This is a genomic window from Puniceibacterium sp. IMCC21224, from assembly GCF_001038505.1.
Classification (GTDB): domain Bacteria; phylum Pseudomonadota; class Alphaproteobacteria; order Rhodobacterales; family Rhodobacteraceae; genus Puniceibacterium.
In genome coordinates this window covers 2192274-2209049 of sequence record NZ_LDPY01000001.1, presented here as the reverse complement: position 1 = coordinate 2209049, position 16776 = coordinate 2192274, and the positions used below count along the sequence as shown (strand labels likewise).

Genomic DNA, 16776 nt, shown 5'->3' with positions numbered 1-16776 from the left:
ACAACACCTACGCGGCGATTTGCAGTGCTATTGATCGGACGGTGAAGGCGTTGATCGCGCGCTGCGCCCGTGACAGGCCCTCGAACAACAGGACCAAACGGGCCCTCAGGCGGGCCAGGATCTTGCGGATGTTGTGCCCGCAGCCGCACAGGACAGCGAAGAGCGCATCGCCCTTGGTCCCTTTGAGAGGGCAGCGCGCGAGGCGGCCATCGGTCTTCATGTGGCCGATCTCCGGCTCGATCGCACTGCGCCTTCGGAGCTGCGCTTTCAGCCCATCCGTCAGCCCGCGACGCATTCCGGAGATCAACACATGGGTTGTTCCGACACCGTGTCCACGGTAGCCGCGGTCCACGACGGCGAGGTCCGGGCGGCGAGGTCCTTTGCCAGCGCGACCAACTTCACCCGCGCCTTCTCGTAGAGCCGGGCGTCCATTGCCCGGCAGGCGCATCCGCAGGATGCTGCCGGGAGGGGGTTGGATACGCGATATTCTTTTCCATCACGGTGGTGTCGACGGAGACGCGCGCCAGGCTGTCGTCGTCGATGATACCGACAGACCGGCCCGCTTGAATCGTCTTGGTCAGCAGCCACTCCGCGCCCTCTTCGCCGATGCGATCACGCCAGCGGCTGAGCGAGGACGGATGAATCGGCGGCTGATGCTGGAAGAACGTCTCCCCTGTGAAATGCTGGACATACGGGGAGTCCACCCAGCGGGCGATCACGGCCTCGTCCGAGAGCCGATAGGCATGCTGCAGATACATGAGGCGCCACCAACCGTGGCGGCGTCGCAGGCCGCCCTGTCGCCGACGGGAAGAAACCAGCCCACTCCCGTTCGAAGACCTCCCAGTCGATCAAGTCTGCCAGCTTTACAAGCTCGTGGCGCATGTCGATCATGTCGACCAATCGGGGGCGGAGGAGATCATCCTGTTCCTCAGGACGCGAGCGGTGCTTCATGGCAGGATCCAAACTGCAGCCTTTTCAATTGGATTCTACGGATTCCTGCAGTTTGAAGCCGGAAAAATATCCGATTTATCTTGGTGATTCAGCTACATGGCAGTTGTTCAAGCCGAACTGTTTAGGCAGACGGTTCAGCGGCAGGTCCGCATCTGAACGCGCCGCTTCCATGATCTGACGGGTCGTCTGCGTCTCAAGGATGGGCCGCGTTTGCACGCGGTCGCCTGCGGCGATCCTTGACCCGCAGATGAATCGCGATGTTGGGAGTTGAGTTTAGGCTTTGGTCAGGGCCGCAATGATGGGGCCAAAGTCGCTGGCTTTGAGGCTTGCGCCACCGACCAGTGCGCCGTCGACGTCTTTGACGGCAAAGATCTCGGCCGCGTTTGCGGGCTTCACGCTGCCGCCATAGAGCAGGCGGATGGCACCAGCGATGTCGTTTCCAAACCGGCTGACAAGTTCTGCGCGCAGGAATTGGTGTACTTCGCCGATTTGATGAATGGTGGGCACCTTGCCGGTGCCAATGGCCCAGATCGGCTCGTAGGCGACTACCAGATTTGCACCGGTCGCGCCATCAGGCACGGAATTGGCAAGCTGCGTGCCGATCACGGTAAGCGTCTTGCCGCTGTCGCGCTGTTCCAGGCTTTCGCCGATGCAGACAATCGCGGTCAGGCCTGCATCCCAGACAGCTTGGCTTTTGGCGGCGACGATCGCGTCGCTTTCGCCGTGGTCAGCGCGGCGTTCGGAATGGCCGGTGATGACATAGGTTGCGCCTGCGTCGGCAAGCATCGGCGCTGACAGATCCCCGGTATGGGCACCGCTGGCTGCAGCATGGCAATCCTGCGCTCCGATGGCGACGTCACCAGCGACACCCTTAGCAGCATGGAGCAACGTTGCGGGCGGGCAGATCAGCACCTCGACGGTCGGGCTGCTGGTGCCATCAAGGGCGCTCAGTTCAGCCAGAGCTGTCTGAGTTCCGTTCATTTTCCAATTTCCGGCGGCCAGTTTGCGTCGCATGTCGTCTCCTATGAATCACAGTTGCGCATCATCACGGCAACGCACCAAAGGTCAAGTTGTGTAGCGTGATTGCACCAAGGAGAGAAGGTCGGGGCGGCCGGACGGACTCAGCCGTTGCCCGGAGACTCAAGTTCGGCCAAGTCCTTGAACTTGATCGACTCGCCGCAACCGCAGGCATCAACCACGTTGGGATTGATGAATCGAAAGCCGGATTCCAGCAACGATGTCTCGTAATCAATCTCGGTGCCGAACAGGAACATCTGCGCCATGGGGGCTATCATCACCCGCGCGCCATCCTGGTCGATCACCTCGTCGTTGGTGTCGGCGGTATCGACATATTCCATGGTGTATTCCATGCCTGCGCAGCCGCCCTTTTTGACGCCGATACGCAGGCCCGCGCGGTTGTCACGCTCCATCAGCTTGGTGATCTGGGTCACAGCGCGGGCGGTCATGCTGACTGGGGGCTTGCCGGGAATGCCGAACATGCGGGATCTCCTGTTGTTACGATCAATCTAGGCACCTGGCCCGGTTGGCACAAGGGGGCGGACCCCAAGCCACCGTGTGACCTACATGAAACCGAGTTCGAGTCGCGCCTCGTCTGACATCATCTCCATGCCCCAGGGCGGTTCGAACGTCAGTTCGACATCGACCTGCTTGATCCCGGCCAGCGGTTCGATGGCTTCCGCCACCCAGCCGGGCATCTCGCCTGCCACCGGGCAGCCCGGCGCGGTCAGAGACATCGTTACCGCCACCGCGTTTTCCGGCGATATATCAATGGTATAGATCAGACCAAGGTCATAAATATTTACCGGAATTTCCGGGTCATAGACGCCACGACACGCCTCGACCACCTGCTCGTAGAGCGGATGATCCGTGCTGGAGGGCGCAATCAGTGGAGCACCTTCAAGCTGGGGACTGGCGTCTTGCATGGGGTTTGTCCTTTTCGCTTACCTGAGCAAAGATATAGGGAATGCCAATCGCCGCGTAAAGGGTGCCTGCCTGGACTCTGTAGTGCGTATGGGCAAAGCTGGCCCCGTTTAGCCCCGGAGCTGACTGGCTGGGGCCACAGCCGTTAGCCCAGCACTTTGCGTCGCCGCACGGGGGCGGGGCGCACGCGTTCTTCGACGTGGTCATAGAGCAAACCAGCGATATTCTTTTTGGTTGCGTTTTCAATCCCTTCGAGCCCGGGGCTCGAGTTGACCTCAAGCACCTTTGGCCCGGTGTCCGAACGCAGCAGATCGACGCCTGCAAGGTTAAGTTTGAACGCTCGGGCCGCGCGCACCGCGGTTTCGCGTTCTTCCTTGGTGATGCGGACCACCTGCGCGGTGCCGCCCTGATGCAGGTTCGAGCGGAAATCGCCATCGGCTCCGGTGCGTTTCATCGCGGCGACGACCTTGGTGCCGACGACAAGGCATCGGATATCTTCGCCCGCTGATTCCTTGACGAAATCCTGCACCAGAAAATTGGCGCGCAGCCCGCGAAAGGCGTCGATCACCGATTGTGCGGCCTTCTTTGTCTCTGCCAGAACGACGCCTTTGCCTTGGGTTGATTCCAGCAGCTTGACGATCAGCGGCGCGGTGCCAACCAGCCGCATCAGGCTGTCTGTGTCCTTGGGGGACGAGGCAAAGGCGGTGTTAGGCATGCCGATCTTATGCTGGGCCATCAACTGATGCGCGTGCAGTTTGTCGCGTGACGCGGTGATGCCCTCGGACCCGTTGACGCAAAAGGTGCCGATGGTTTCGAACTGGCGGATGACGGCGGTGCCATAGGCGGTGACAGAGGTGCCGATACGCGGGATCACCACATCATAGCGGGGAAGGCGGGCACCGTCATAATGCACCTCTGGGGCCATGGCGTTGATGGCCATGTAGCAGCGGGTTGTGTCGATCACCTCGACCGTATGACCACGCGATTCGCCCTCTTGCACCAGTCGCCGGGTCGAGTAATTGTCCTCGCGGCTCAACACTGCGACCCGCAGCGCGCGTTTCGGGGCTGAGGTGCGCACGGTCTGGCTGGAATAGACATCATAGCTAAGTTCCGGCTGACAGAACCGGTCAGTGGCAACGATGGTGATATGATCCTTGAGCGCCTCACGCCCCAGCAGCATCCGGCTGTTCATCCGGTCGCGGTTGGTCAGCGTCAGCTCAATCCGCCAGCTATTGCCACCGACCCGAAGGGTCGAGGCGATGACATAGCGGCTCTCGCTCTCTCCATTTGACGATGTGACGGTGCGGCGGTCAACGATGGGGGCCGAACAGGGAATGATCAGATCGTCGCGGCCGGGGATCGGGTGGATGGTAAACCGCACCCTGGGGGCGGCGGCGGGACCAAAGGTTTCGATGTCAAAGGCGTGCAGCGCGGAAGTGCGCGCCCCGGTATCGACCTTGGCGCGCAGGGACGGAAGGCCGAGATCCGGCAATGCCACCCATTCCTCCCATCCGAATCGGATGAGGTCGGGTGTCTCGGGCAGATCGTCGTGCATGTCGCGTCCTTTGGCCAAATGAACGCCAAGCCCTATCAACAGGACCAGAGCGCCGCAAGCCAGCCTTGGCACAGGTGTATGACAGAAAGGTGAGCGCCGACGCTGCGTTTCGCCATATCTCAGTGATGCGGCGGTTCAGTCGTTAATGTCGTGGCGCACAAAGCGCACCTGACCTTTGGGGGCGCGAAACAGCCGCCTCAGCAGCGCCCATGCCGCCAGTGACAGCAGCGCGAACACGGCCAGCAGGACAGCGGGCGACGTCGTGAACGGGATCAGCAGCAAAAGCGCGACGGCCGCAGCACCGATGGCAAAACCAAGGAAAATGAACCCCGGTGCCAGCAATTCGAGGATTGCCAGAGCCAGCGCACCCGCCAGCCAGACCCACCAGATGGCCCAGATCATGGCAGTTTGCCCTTGAGCATCTTGAACGCATCGCCAAAGGCCTCAAGCGCGTTGGCGGGCAGCACGATGGTTTGCTTACCTTCGCCGGCCCCCAGCGCATTCAGCGCATCGACCTGTTTGAGGGCCACTTGATATTGCGCCGCCTCGAGTCCTCCGGCGGCGATCGCCTGCGCGATGACACCCGTGGCATAAGCGTCGGCGTCGGCCAGCACCCGCCGCGCCTTGGCCGCCTGTTCCGAAGCATAGAGATCGGCGTCGGCACCCAGTTCGACGGCTCGTTTCTTGCCCTCGGCCTCTGTCACCTGGGCGCGGCGTGCGCGTTCGGCGTTCAACTGTTGCAGCATTGCCGATCGGGTGGCCTGATCCAGATTGACGTCCAGCAGTTCGGCGCGCGTCACCTCGATCCCCCAGTCGTCGACCACGGCAAAGATCTGTTCCTTGATCGTTGCCGTCAGGGTGCCGCGGTTCGATTGGACCTGATCCAGCTCCATCTTGCCGATTTCTGAGCGCACAATCCCCGCCACCGTGGTTGAGATGGCGGCATCGACGTCGCGAATGCGGTAGACGGTTTTTTCCGGCTCGATGATGCGATAGAATACCGATGTGTCGACCTGCACCAGAACGTTATCAAGCGTGATGGCATCCTGCGTGATGGTCGGCAACTGCCGTTCCAAGATCGAGATTTTATGCGCAACCCGGTCCAGAAACGGGACGATCAGGTTGATCCCCGGCCCAAGCACCGCGTGCAGCCTGCCAAATCGTTCGACGACATATTGTTCCGATTGTGGCACGATGCGCACCGCACGCAGGATGACAATGACGACCAGCAGGGCAAGCAGTATAAAAATCAGGTTGCCGGAAAAAAATTCGTCGATCAAAAGCTGGAGTTCTGGGGGCACGGGCGTCTCCTTTGGCTGATACTGGCGTAGTGGACGTGGGTTTTCCGGTCAATGCAATGTCAATTAGTATCGGTCCCTGAACGGGATCAGCGTGATGTCCCCCCGACTGAAATCGCAAAACCAGCAAAGTGCTGATTGCCCTTGGGAGAGGCGGGTGGATTGACCGAGTGTTGCGCCGCGCCCTTGTGCGACGCCGTTTCGCAGCCTAAAGCATCCCGCCATGAGCACCTCATTCACCGTCTCGGCCCGCGATGGCCGTGCCCGCACCGGCGCAATCTCAACCCCCCGTGGTGAGATCCGCACACCTGCCTTCATGCCCGTCGGCACTGCCGCGACGGTTAAGGCGATGATGCCGGAGAGCGTCCGCGCCACCGGGGCAGATATCCTGCTGGGCAATACGTATCATCTGATGTTGCGACCCACGGCTGAACGCATTCACGCCTTGGGCGGCCTGCACAAATTCATGAACTGGGATCGCCCGATCCTGACGGATTCTGGTGGCTTTCAGGTGATGTCGCTGGCGGATCTGCGCAAATTGACCGAACGCGGCGTAACCTTCAAAAGCCATATCGACGGCTCGAAACACGAGATCACGCCAGAACGCTCGATGGAGATCCAGCGCCTTTTGGGGTCGGACATCGTGATGGCGTTTGACGAATGCACACCCTATCCCTGCACCGAGGCGCAGGCGCTGGACAGCATGCGGCTGTCGATGCGTTGGGCGCAGCGGTCGCGCGACGCCTTTGGCGATCGTTCGGGGCATATGCTGTTTGGAATCCAGCAGGGCAGCGTGTTCCCCGATCAGCGCCAGGAAAGCGCCGAGGCGCTGAAACGCATCGGCTTTGACGGCTATGCGGTTGGCGGGTTGGCCGTGGGCGAGGGGCAGGAGATGATGTTCCAGACGCTGGATTTTGCCGTCGATATGCTACCCGACGACAAGCCGCGCTATCTCATGGGGGTCGGCAAGCCGGACGATATTCTGGGCGCGGTCAAGCGCGGCATTGACATGATGGACTGCGTTTTGCCCTCACGCTCGGGCCGCACAGGACAGGCCTGGACCCGGCGCGGGCAGCTCAACATCAAGAATGCCCGCCATCAGGATGACCCGCGTCCACTGGACGAAGATTGCACCTGTCCGGCCTGCCGGAATTATTCCCGCGCCTATCTGCATCATGTGTTCCGGGCGCAAGAGATGATTTCCGGGATGCTGCTCACATGGCATAATCTGCATTACTATCAAGATCTTATGCAGGGAATTCGCGAGTCAATCAGTGCCGGGCGGTTTGCGGAATTTGAGGGCGAATTTCACGCGATGCGCGCCGCCGGAGATATCGAGGCCCTGTAACGGCGGCCTGATGATGGTGAGGTCGGGCGGTATGGTGCCGCTTGGACCCAAATTAGGCGCGGCTTATGAATCCGGTCGGATCAGTCCGAGTCCGCGTAAATAGATGCCGATGCCGGTCTCAAGCAGATCTTCGGGCGGGAAGGGGCTGCGGCTGCCCGGAGCATTGCGGGCAAACAGTTCGACCACGCCGTGGCTGAGCGCCCAGATATGCGCCGAGAACATCGAAGCGGGGGGCCGCTTGTCCGGGGGAATGTGTTGCGACAGATCCGTCGCGGCAAGTTCCAGAACTGCGCGGGCCCGCGATGACGCCGTCGCCAGTTCCGGTGAATGATTAACCGAAACGCCGCTTTCGAACATCGCAATGTAATGACCGGGATAGCGCCGGGCAAAGGCCAGATAGGCCCGGCCCGTCGCCTCGAATGCGGCGAGCGCCGAGGGCTGGCCACTGTCATAGGCATATTGCATCACATCGGCAAAAATATCGTAGCCCTGACGTGCCGCCTCGGCGATCAGGTCCTCGCGCCCAGCAAAATGACGGTAGACCGCCGCCGGGGTCACACCGGCCTGTTTTGCGGCTTCGGACAGGGTAAATCCGGTCGGCCCCTTTTCCTCGATCAGGATCAGGGCTGCCGCAACCAGTGCCTGCGCCAGATTGCCGTGATGATATCCGCGTTTAGACATCCCAGAGGTCGGGACCACCGCAGATCTTTTTATCTGGCTCACCCAGCGCCTTTGCGTCTTTTTTGTCGTAGTCCAGCGACCCCAGAACGCTGCGGATTGCCGCCAAACGCGCGCGGCGTTTGTCGTCCGAGCGCACAATAGTCCAGGGTGTCTTTTTGGTATGCGACCGGGTCAGCGTTTCATGGATCGCGGTAGAGTAGGCGTCCCATTTGGCCAGTCCTTCGACATCAATCGACGACAGTTTCCAGTGTTTCAGCGGATCCTTTTCGCGGTCCAGAAAGCGGCGCAACTGTTCCGCGCGCCCGACGTTGAGCCAGAGCTTGAACAGATGAATCCCGTCCTGCACCAGCATCTTTTCAAAGTCGTTGACCTGAGCAAAGAAGTGTTCGCGCTGTTCATCGGTGCAGAACCCAAAGACGTGTTCGACCACGCCGCGATTGTACCACGAGCGGTCAAAGAATACGATTTCGCCAGCAGCCGGCAGATGCGTGATGTAGCGCTGGAAATACCATTGCGTCATCTCGGTGTCGGACGGTTTGGCCAGCGCTACATTGCGCGCCCCGCGCGGATTCAGGTTTTCGCGAAAACGCTTGATCGTGCCGCCTTTGCCGGCAGCGTCGCGCCCCTCAAACACGATGGCGATGCGCGCACCGGTGTCGCGCACCCAGGACTGCATTTTGACCAGTTCGATCTGCAGCGCCTTCATTTCCTTTTCATACGTCTTTTTTGAGACTTCTTCAGAATAAGGATAGGCGTTGGACAGAATATCGTCCTTGTCGGCGCGCTCGATTGCGTCGCGCACATCCTTTGGGGCATCGTTTTTGTAATAGGCGCTGATGGCGCCGTCAAAAGGAAGGGTCACGGGACAGGGCCTCTTTTGTTCTGCTCTTGGCCAGTAATATGGGATGTTAACTGGCTTAACGCAATCGCTGTCGGTCGATTGGCGGGGTCATGTCGGACGGGGCGCAGGCGCTTCGGCGCGCTCTTGTCAAAGGCTGGTACCCAACGCGCGGGGCGGTTCCCGCTACGCCCAGACGGGCACATGCCCCTCACCGTGTTCCCAGGTGGTGGAGCCGTTTTTGCTGTTTATAACTCCTGGCGCAAACCCGCCCGATGCGCGGCGCGGTTGATGGCATCCACCACGGTTTGTGGTTGCACATGATGCGGCATGTGGCCGACGCCCGGCAACACGTTCAGCGCGGAATTGGGCAGCAGCGCGTCCAGCGGGCGTGCATGCACGTCGATCGGGACAGTGGTGTCGGCGTCACCGTGGATCAGTTCGATTGGCAGGTCCAGCGACGGATACCGCGCCGACATCTGCACCAGATGCGGGCGCAGCGAATTGACCTGCCGGGCATTGGCGCGCAGCGACTCGCGGCGCAGGGTCAGGCCGGGGCCGACATATTGGGCATAGCCATCGGGCGCGGCGTTGGGGGCAAAGACGCTGCGAACGGCGTCGTTGATCGTCTCTTGCGAGGCGAATGCCGTCACGAACGGTGGAACAACCGCGCCGCCAAGGCCCGATCCCAGCACGGTATATGACGGGCCAAGTTTGCCGGGCCACGGCATCGTCGCCCCTGACACAATCACCAGGGCCGAAGCCGGATGATTCAGCCCCCAGGCCATGGCGACAGACCCGCCATAGGAATGGCCCAGCACGATAGGGTTTGTGACGCTCAGCCGGTCGGCAGCGCTCCAGAGCATGGCGGCCTGTTGTTCCGGACTTTCGGCAGAGGTATTGAACGCGCCGCCAAAACTGTCGCCGACACGGTCGGTATATCCCAGTCCGGGGCGATCAAACACGATGACACGGTAGTTGTTGCGAACCCGGTCGACAAAATCAAAGGTAAAGTCGCGCAGATTGCCCGAAGCTCCGTGGATCAGCACCAGATCGGGGCCCTGACCGGTCACAAAAGCGTGGACTTGCCGTCCGCCCCCCACGTCGACGAACTGACCCAGCGGTGGCCAGTCGCGCAGGGCGTCCGCCTCTCGTGTGCTGGCGCGGGTTTCGATCAGGGCGGAACAGCCACCGAGAACAGCGATGGATAGGATGGCGAGGGTCTTGAACATCACGAGGGACACTTTCACACTGGAAACAACTGCGCGCAGCGCAGAAGGACCTCAGACAGCGGGGTCCTTTCTGGGCTTTGCCGACTTGCGCAAATCGGTCGAGTTGCGGCCAATCGCGTCGATATCGAACGGAGTCGTCAGGTAGATCTCTGAGATCCAATTTCCATAAAGAAGATGCGCGTGGCTGCGCCAGCGATTCTGTGGTGCCCGCGCCGGGTCATTCTCGGGATAGTAGTTGGCCGGCACATTGATCGCCGTGCCCGAGGCGACATCGCGATCATATTCCTGTTTCAGCGTGTCGCTGTCATATTCAAAATGATTAAACAGATAGAGCGCGCGATGGGCCGGGTCCTCGACCAGACACGGACCGCTGTCGGTGCTGTCGATAAGGATCGGCAACTGGGCGGCGGTAATCTCATCGCGGCGCAATTCGGTCCAGCGGCTGACGGGAATCACCATATCGTCGGAAAATCCGCGCAGATATGGCGATGCGGGCGCCAGGTTCTGGTGTCGGATGCAGCCAAACGCCTTGTGATCCAGAATATGTTTGGGAACGCCGTGGAAATGGTTGATCATCGCCATACCGCCCCAGCAGACGCCAAGGGTCGAATGCACATTGGTCTGGGTCCACTCGAAAACCTGCTGCAACTCGTCCCAATAAGTGACGTCGGAAAACTCCAGATGCTCGATCGGGGCACCGGTGATGATCAGACCATCAAATTTTTCACCGCTAGCGGCCACCTCGGCAAACGGGCGGTAGAACGCCTCCATATGTTCGGCGGCGGTATTTTTGGTGGCATGTTCCGTCATCCGGATCAGCGACAGTTCGATCTGTAGCGGTGTGGCGCCGATCAGCCGGGCGAACTGGTTCTCGGTCTGGATCTTTTTCGGCATCAGGTTGAGCAGCCCGATCCGCTGTGGGCGGATATCCTGAAGCGACGCCACATCTTCGTCTATGACCATGACGCCTTCGCGGTTGAGAACGTCATATGCTGGCAGATCTGAGGGCAGTTTTATCGGCATGGGAATAAGTCCGGTTGGTGCAGAGCCGCAGAGATAGGCCAGAGCAGCGGGCATCACAACCCGCGCGCTGTTGCACGGCTGATCTGGCAGGTGATCGGGACCCTACATGAGGGGGGCGGCGGGGTGACTCGCACCCACATCGTTGTGTCGTGGCGCGGGTAAGGGGATTTGCGGGCCTCCCCCGTTGCCATTCCTGCGCACAGGACTTAGGTAACGGCCAATTCTCGCGGGGGTGCCCCGCCTTGCACCAAGGAGCCTTTCTATGGATGGCAGTGCCATTGCGCAATTCGTCCCGCTGATCCTGATCTTCGGGATCATGTATTTCCTTCTGATCCGGCCACAGCAGAAAAAGCTCAAAGAGCATACTGCCATGGTCAAGGCGCTGCGCCGGGGCGATCAGGTCGTGACCCAGGGTGGTCTGATCGGCAAGGTCGTGAAGGTCAAGGAAAACAACGAGGTCGAGGTCGAGCTGGCCGAGAACGTCAAAGTGCGGGTGGTGCAGAGCACGATCTCGCAGGTGCTCTCCAAGACCGAGCCGGCCAACGACCGCGGACCCAGCCTGACCAAGTGACGCTGGACTGACCGCGCTTTGCCTCCAATTGCCCACGACCTGACCTGACGGACGCCCGAGATGTTGCAGATTGATTTATGGAAACGGGTGCTGATCTGGGGCACGGTTGCATTGGGACTGTGGCTGTCGATGCCCAACCTGTTCTATGGCCGGGTTGAGGGGCATAACGACGCTGTCAAGGCGATCACCCAGTCGGGTGAGACGCCGGAACTGGCCGCGCAGGTGGCACAATGGCCGGATTTTCTGCCCTCTGGGCTTGTCAATCTGGGGCTTGATCTGCGCGGTGGTGCGCATCTGCTGGCCGAAGTTCGGGTGGCGGATGTCTATCAATCCCGACTCGAGGCATTGTGGCCCGAAGTGCGCGATGCCCTGCGTCCTGAGCGGGCAGTGGTTGGCACCGTGCGTCTGCAACCTGGACCGGCTGATGCGCTTCGGGTGAAGATTTCGCAACCCGGTGGCATGGCGCGTGCGCTTGAACTGGTGCGCGGTTTGGCGCAGCCGGTGGTGTCGCTGACGGCAGCAGGGTCAAGCGATCTTGACGTGCAGGGCGTGGACGACGAGATCACCATCACCCTGTCCGAGGCCGAGCGCGAGGCGACCGACGACCGCACCATGCGCCAGAGTCTTGAGATTATCCGGCGCCGGATCGACGAGGTTGGCACGCGCGAACCGACGATTCAGCGTCAGGGCGCGGACCGCATTCTGATCCAGGTCCCGGGTGTCGGGTCAGCGGCTGAGCTGAAAGCAATCATTGGCACCACGGCGCAACTGACCTTTCAGCCTGTTGTCGGCCGCGGATCTGACGCACAGGCCAGCGCCGGCATCGGCAACGAGATTCTGCCGGCCGCCGACGAAGAGGGGCTATATTACACGCTGGAACAGGCGCCGGTCGTCACCGGCGAAGAGCTGGTCGATGCCCAGCCCAGCTTTGATCAGAACGGGCGTCCGGCGGTCAGCTTCCGCTTTAACCCGGCGGGCGCGCGTAAATTTGGCGATTACACGGCAGACAACATCGGCAGCCCCTTTGCCATCGTGCTGGACAGCGAAGTGATCAGCGCCCCGGTCATCCAGAGCCATATTGCAGGCGGGTCCGGCATTATCACCGGCAATTTCTCGGTCGAGGAATCGACCAATCTGGCGGTCCTGCTGCGCGCCGGTGCACTGCCTGCCGGATTGGAATTCCTTGAGGAACGCACTGTCGGGCCGGAACTGGGTCAGGACAGCATCGACGCGGGCAAGATCGCAACCATGGTGGCCTTTGCCGCCGTGCTGGTGTTCATGTTCTTGTCTTACGGGCTGTTCGGTGTCTTTGCCAATATCGCCCTGATCTTTAACATCGCGCTGTTGTTTGGTGTACTTAGCCTGATCGGTGGTACGCTGACGCTGCCTGGCATTGCCGGGATCGTGCTGACGGTCGGTATGGCGGTGGATGCCAACGTGCTGGTGTTCGAGCGGATCCGCGAAGAATTGCGCACCGCGCGTGGCCCCGCCCGTGCCATCGAACTGGGTTATGAAAAAGCGCTGAGCGCTATCGTCGACGCCAACCTGACCACGATCATCACGGCTGTGATCCTGTTCGCCATGGGCTCTGGTCCGGTGCGCGGCTTTGCCATCACGCTGGGTCTGGGGATCGTCACCTCGGTCTTTACCGCGATTTATGTCACGCGGCTGATGATTGTGATCTGGTTCGGGCGCACCCGCCCGAAAACCATCGAAGTCTGAAAGGCGGCACTCTGATGCGCATGCGACTGGTTCCCGATAATACCAACGTGGATTTCTTTGGCCGCTGGAAACTGTGGCTGGGTATTTCCGGTGTGATGATGATTGTGGCCTTTGCCTCGTTCATGGTGCAAGGCCTTAACTACGGTATCGACTTTCGCGGTGGGACCACGATCCGCACATCGAGCACTCAAAGCGTCGATGTCGGCGCTTACCGCGATGCGATCTCGCCACTCGGGTTGGGTGATATCACCATAACCGAGGTCTTTGATCCCAGTTTTGCCGCCGATCGCAACGTGGCGATGATCCGCATTCAGGCGCAGGACGATCAAGAGGCGGTGACGGCCGAACTGATCGCAGATGTCGAGTCAGCGCTGGCGGCGACTGTGCCGGACATCAGCTTTGAATCGGTCGAATCCGTCGGCCCAAAAGTGTCAGGAGAGTTGATCCAAACCGCTGTGATCGCCGTGGTTCTCGCCATCGGCGCGGTGCTGATATACATCTGGCTGCGCTTTGAATGGCAGTTCGCGGCAGGCGCGGTTCTGGCGCTGGTGCATGATGTTCTGCTGACCATCGGTGTGTTTTCCGAACTTCAGATACGCTTTGACCTCGCCATCATCGCAGCGCTGCTGACGATTGTCGGCTATTCGTTGAATGATACTGTCGTCGTGTTCGACCGGGTGCGCGAGAACCTGATCAAATACAAAAAGATGCCGCTGAAAGAGGTGCTCAACACTTCGATCAACGAAACGCTGAGCCGGACCATCATGACTTCGCTGACCACGATGCTTGCGTTGGTGGCGATGTTTGTACTGGGCGGTGACGTGATCCGTGGCTTTGTGTTTGCGATGATGTGGGGCATTCTTGTGGGCACTTATTCGTCGATCTTTGTCGCTTCTGCGATCCTGCTCTACCTTGGGGTCAAGCGGGACTGGACCAAGACCGACGCCAAATCGGGCACCCAATTTGCGGATATTGATGCCTGATCCGGCGGTTCGGGCCGTTGGGAATGCCTGATCTGATGGTTCAGTCACTCGCGATCCCGGGGCTGCCCTGGTTGGCGATAGTGGTGTTTGCCGCTGGCCTGGTCTACGGCTTTGTTGGTTTTGGCGCGGCGCTGATCTATATGCCGTTCGCCACGCGACTGCTGCCGATGGAGGTCGCGGTGGCCGCCTTTTCGGTCTCGGCCTTGTCATCACTGTTCACCGTACTGCCGCGCGCCTGGCCACAGGTGGAACGGCGCGGTGTGGCGCTGATGGTGGTCTGCGCCACGTTCAGCGCGTCGGCCGGGATCTGGGTGTTGCGCACCGCCGATATAGATCTGCTGCGCTGGGGAGTCGTCGGGATTACCGGGATCACACTGGCGGCGCTGATCGGTGGCTGGCGCTATCGTACCGTACCACGGGCGCGAACGCGCGCCGCTGTTGGTCTGGCCACGGGATTTGTCGGCGGATCAACCGGGCTGATGGGGCCGGTGATGGTGCTGTTTCAACTGGCAGGCAGCGATTCGGTCGCAACGTCGCGCGCGACGGCGTTGGTCTTTCTGACCATCACCAGTCTGTTGTTGTTGCCGCTTTTGGCGATTCAGGGCCTGCTGACAGGCTCTGCTCTGTGGTTGGGGCTGATCATGCTGGTGCCGTATGGCCTCGGAACGAGAGTAGGTCAGGCGCTGTTTCAACCAGAGAGGGAAGCACTATACTGCACTGCAGCATATGTGCTAATTGGTGTATCAATAGTGTTCGGATTGCCGATCTGGGACTGAACGATCACAAATGGGAGAGGTCACAATGCGCCTCAATGAAGTGATATACAGCGATGCCGTGCCGGTCGAAGCCTACGGTCCTGGGTTCTTTCGCATCGGAGGCCGGGCCGTCAATGGACCGCTGTGCCTGTCGGGTCGCGGCGTCGAACCCTGGGGGGGATTCGACGACAGCGCGACATTGCTCAGCTTTGTCGGTCAGGTTGATGTCCTTTTCTTAGGCACTGGCAGCGAGATCACGCATCTGCCGCCTGCCTTGCGCAACTTGCTGGATGCGGCGGGTCTGGGTGTCGAAGTGATGAATTCGCCTTCGGCCTGCCGGACATACAATGTGCTGCTGTCCGAGGGGCGGCGCGTGGCGCTTGCCGTGTTGCCGGTCTGAGCCATCCGGCATTGGTGCGTCGGCGCATTGCCTCTTGGTGGCTTGTTCCTGAAGCGATTGAGGGACGCGGTGTCCCCTACATCCCTGCGAACTTTGATCAGACTTACCTAAGCTTTGCGGGCAGCAGGGGGCTGTGCGGCGTATTGCAGCTTTTGTGCTGCGGGCGCTTGGGCTAAGTCATGGCCCATGATGTTGAGGGTTGTGGATCTGGCAGTAGCGCGCGGCGGGGTGACTGTGCTTGAGGGCGTCAGCTTTGGTCTGGTGTCCGGGCGGGCATTGGTGCTGCGTGGGCCTAACGGCGTCGGTAAGACCACGATGCTGCGTACCGTGGCCGGGTTGCAGCCGCCCTTCGCCGGTAAGGTCGCGTGCGCAGGCGAATCTCTGGCTTATGGCGGTCATGCGGACGGGCTCAAGGCGATGCTGAGTGTTGCCGAGAACCTGGCCTTCTGGGCCAGCGTGTTCGGGACCAGCGGCATCGACGATGCGCTCGTGGCGTTTGATCTTCAGGACTTGCAGGATCGGCTTGCGGGGACACTGTCTGCGGGGCAAAAGCGGCGGCTGGGGCTGGCGCGGATGATGGTCAGTGGCGCACGAATTTGGATTCTGGACGAGCCAACCGTGTCGCTGGATGCCGCGTCGGTCGATCTGTTCGCCGCAGCGGTGCGGCGTCATCTTGCGACGGGCGGATCGGCCCTTATGGCGACACATATTGATCTGGGCCTGGCCGAGGCCGACACACTGGACCTGACGCCTTTCCGGGCGCGTTGCGTCATGGCATCAGCAGACGAGGCCTTTTTGTGATTGCGTTGTTGCTGCGCGATCTGCGGCTGGCGTTGCGGGCAGGGGGCGGGTTTGGCCTGGGCCTTGCGTTTTTCCTGATCGTGACGGTGATGGTGCCGTTTGGTGTCGGCCCGGACGCGGCCCTGCTGTCGCGGATCGCGCCCGGTGTGCTGTGGATCGGGGCGTTGTTGGCCTGCCTGCTGTCACTGGATCGGATTCTGGCACTGGATTGGGAGGATGGGTCGCTGGATCTGCTGGCCACCGCCCCATTGCCGATGGAAGCCGTGGTGAGCGTCAAGGCGCTGGCCCACTGGATCACCACCGGGTTGCCGCTGGTGCTGGCGGCCCCGGCCCTCGGGGTGTTGTTGAATTTACCACCGTCAGGCTATCTCTGGCTGGTGCTGTCACTGGCGCTTGGTACGCCGGCGCTGTCAGTGATCGGCACCTTTGGCGCGGCGCTGACGGTGGGAATCAAACGCGGCGGGCTGCTGCTATCACTGCTGGTGCTGCCGCTCTATGTGCCGACGCTGATCTTTGGCGCCGAGGTCGCGCGGCGCGGCGCCGAAGGACTGGCCGTCGCCACTCCGCTGGCGATGCTGGGGGGTATCAGCTTTGGCGCGATGGCGTTGTTGCCCTTTGCCTCTGCCGTCGTGCTGCGGATCAATTTGCGATGACCGGATCGCCCAAGCGTAGTTGTG

Annotated in this window: 18 protein-coding genes and 1 pseudogene; 8 read left to right on the top strand and 11 right to left on the bottom strand. The window is 60.9% G+C overall.

The window, feature by feature from the left end:
- Positions 1–7 precede the first annotated feature (7 nt).
- The 7 genes and pseudogenes from IMCC21224_RS27035 to IMCC21224_RS10145 form a co-directional block, all read right to left on the bottom strand.
- Positions 8–951 (bottom strand): annotated as a pseudogene (locus IMCC21224_RS27035) (transposase).
- 273 nt (positions 952–1224) lie between these two features.
- Positions 1225–1965 (bottom strand): triose-phosphate isomerase, encoded by a 741-nt coding sequence (gene tpiA / locus IMCC21224_RS10170; protein ID WP_047995265.1) that lies wholly within the window; start codon positions 1963–1965, stop codon positions 1225–1227.
- A gap of 107 nt (positions 1966–2072) precedes the next feature.
- Positions 2073–2450 (bottom strand): iron-sulfur cluster assembly accessory protein, encoded by a 378-nt coding sequence (locus IMCC21224_RS10165; protein ID WP_047995264.1) that lies wholly within the window; start codon positions 2448–2450, stop codon positions 2073–2075.
- 81 nt (positions 2451–2531) lie between these two features.
- On the bottom strand, positions 2532–2894 hold the full coding sequence (locus tag IMCC21224_RS10160; RefSeq protein ID WP_047995263.1) for an SUF system Fe-S cluster assembly protein: 363 nt from the start codon (positions 2892–2894) through the stop codon (positions 2532–2534).
- A 143-nt stretch (positions 2895–3037) separates the two neighbouring features.
- Positions 3038–4447 carry a 30S ribosomal protein S6--L-glutamate ligase gene (gene rimK / locus IMCC21224_RS10155; protein ID WP_047995262.1) on the bottom strand — a complete coding sequence of 470 codons (1410 nt, stop codon included), beginning with the start codon at positions 4445–4447 and terminating at the stop codon, positions 3038–3040.
- Positions 4448–4582: 135 nt separating this feature from the next.
- Positions 4583–4849 (bottom strand): hypothetical protein, encoded by a 267-nt coding sequence (locus IMCC21224_RS10150; RefSeq protein ID WP_047995261.1) that lies wholly within the window; start codon positions 4847–4849, stop codon positions 4583–4585.
- The gene (locus tag IMCC21224_RS10145) at positions 4846–5748 is read right to left on the bottom strand and encodes an SPFH domain-containing protein (RefSeq protein WP_047995260.1); all 903 of its coding nucleotides are present in this window, start codon (positions 5746–5748) and stop codon (positions 4846–4848) included. The genes IMCC21224_RS10150 and IMCC21224_RS10145 overlap by 4 nt, the downstream gene beginning before the upstream one ends.
- Positions 5749–5968: 220 nt before the next feature.
- On the opposite strand from IMCC21224_RS10145, the gene tgt reads away from it, so the two are divergent.
- Positions 5969–7093 carry a tRNA guanosine(34) transglycosylase Tgt gene (gene tgt / locus IMCC21224_RS10140; RefSeq protein WP_047995259.1) on the top strand — a complete coding sequence of 375 codons (1125 nt, stop codon included), beginning with the start codon at positions 5969–5971 and terminating at the stop codon, positions 7091–7093.
- Positions 7094–7156: 63 nt separating this feature from the next.
- On the opposite strand, the gene IMCC21224_RS10135 is transcribed toward tgt, so the two are convergent.
- From IMCC21224_RS10135 to metA, 4 genes are all read right to left on the bottom strand, one after another.
- The gene (locus tag IMCC21224_RS10135) at positions 7157–7774 is read right to left on the bottom strand and encodes a TetR/AcrR family transcriptional regulator (protein ID WP_047995258.1); all 618 of its coding nucleotides are present in this window, start codon (positions 7772–7774) and stop codon (positions 7157–7159) included.
- Positions 7767–8636 carry a polyphosphate kinase 2 gene (ppk2, locus tag IMCC21224_RS10130; protein ID WP_047995257.1) on the bottom strand — a complete coding sequence of 290 codons (870 nt, stop codon included), beginning with the start codon at positions 8634–8636 and terminating at the stop codon, positions 7767–7769. The genes IMCC21224_RS10135 and ppk2 overlap by 8 nt, the downstream gene beginning before the upstream one ends.
- Before the next feature lie 224 nt (positions 8637–8860).
- Positions 8861–9844 carry an alpha/beta fold hydrolase gene (locus IMCC21224_RS10125; RefSeq protein WP_047995256.1) on the bottom strand — a complete coding sequence of 328 codons (984 nt, stop codon included), beginning with the start codon at positions 9842–9844 and terminating at the stop codon, positions 8861–8863.
- A gap of 51 nt (positions 9845–9895) precedes the next feature.
- Positions 9896–10867 (bottom strand): homoserine O-succinyltransferase, encoded by a 972-nt coding sequence (metA, locus tag IMCC21224_RS10120; protein WP_047995255.1) that lies wholly within the window; start codon positions 10865–10867, stop codon positions 9896–9898.
- Between the two features lie 262 nt (positions 10868–11129).
- Between metA and yajC the strand changes: the two genes are divergently transcribed.
- From yajC to ccmB, 7 genes are all read left to right on the top strand, one after another.
- Entirely contained in the window at positions 11130–11438 is a 309-nt protein-coding gene (gene yajC / locus IMCC21224_RS10115) for a preprotein translocase subunit YajC (RefSeq protein WP_047995254.1), read from the top strand.
- A gap of 60 nt (positions 11439–11498) precedes the next feature.
- Entirely contained in the window at positions 11499–13160 is a 1662-nt protein-coding gene (secD, locus tag IMCC21224_RS10110; protein ID WP_047995253.1) for a protein translocase subunit SecD, read from the top strand.
- 14 nt (positions 13161–13174) lie between these two features.
- Positions 13175–14143, top strand: coding sequence for a protein translocase subunit SecF (secF, locus tag IMCC21224_RS10105; protein ID WP_047995252.1), 969 nt, complete (start codon positions 13175–13177; stop codon positions 14141–14143).
- A 23-nt stretch (positions 14144–14166) separates the two neighbouring features.
- Positions 14167–14919 carry a sulfite exporter TauE/SafE family protein gene (locus IMCC21224_RS10100; RefSeq protein WP_047995251.1) on the top strand — a complete coding sequence of 251 codons (753 nt, stop codon included), beginning with the start codon at positions 14167–14169 and terminating at the stop codon, positions 14917–14919.
- Positions 14920–14944: 25 nt separating this feature from the next.
- A complete protein-coding gene (locus IMCC21224_RS10095) occupies positions 14945–15298 on the top strand; it encodes an Mth938-like domain-containing protein (protein ID WP_047997020.1) in 354 nt (117 codons plus the stop codon).
- Positions 15299–15484: 186 nt separating this feature from the next.
- Entirely contained in the window at positions 15485–16099 is a 615-nt protein-coding gene (gene ccmA, locus IMCC21224_RS10090) for a heme ABC exporter ATP-binding protein CcmA (protein WP_047995250.1), read from the top strand.
- Positions 16096–16752 (top strand): heme exporter protein CcmB, encoded by a 657-nt coding sequence (gene ccmB / locus IMCC21224_RS10085; protein WP_047995249.1) that lies wholly within the window; start codon positions 16096–16098, stop codon positions 16750–16752. Before ccmA ends, ccmB begins: the two co-directional genes overlap by 4 nt.
- The last annotated feature ends 24 nt before the right edge of the window (positions 16753–16776 follow it).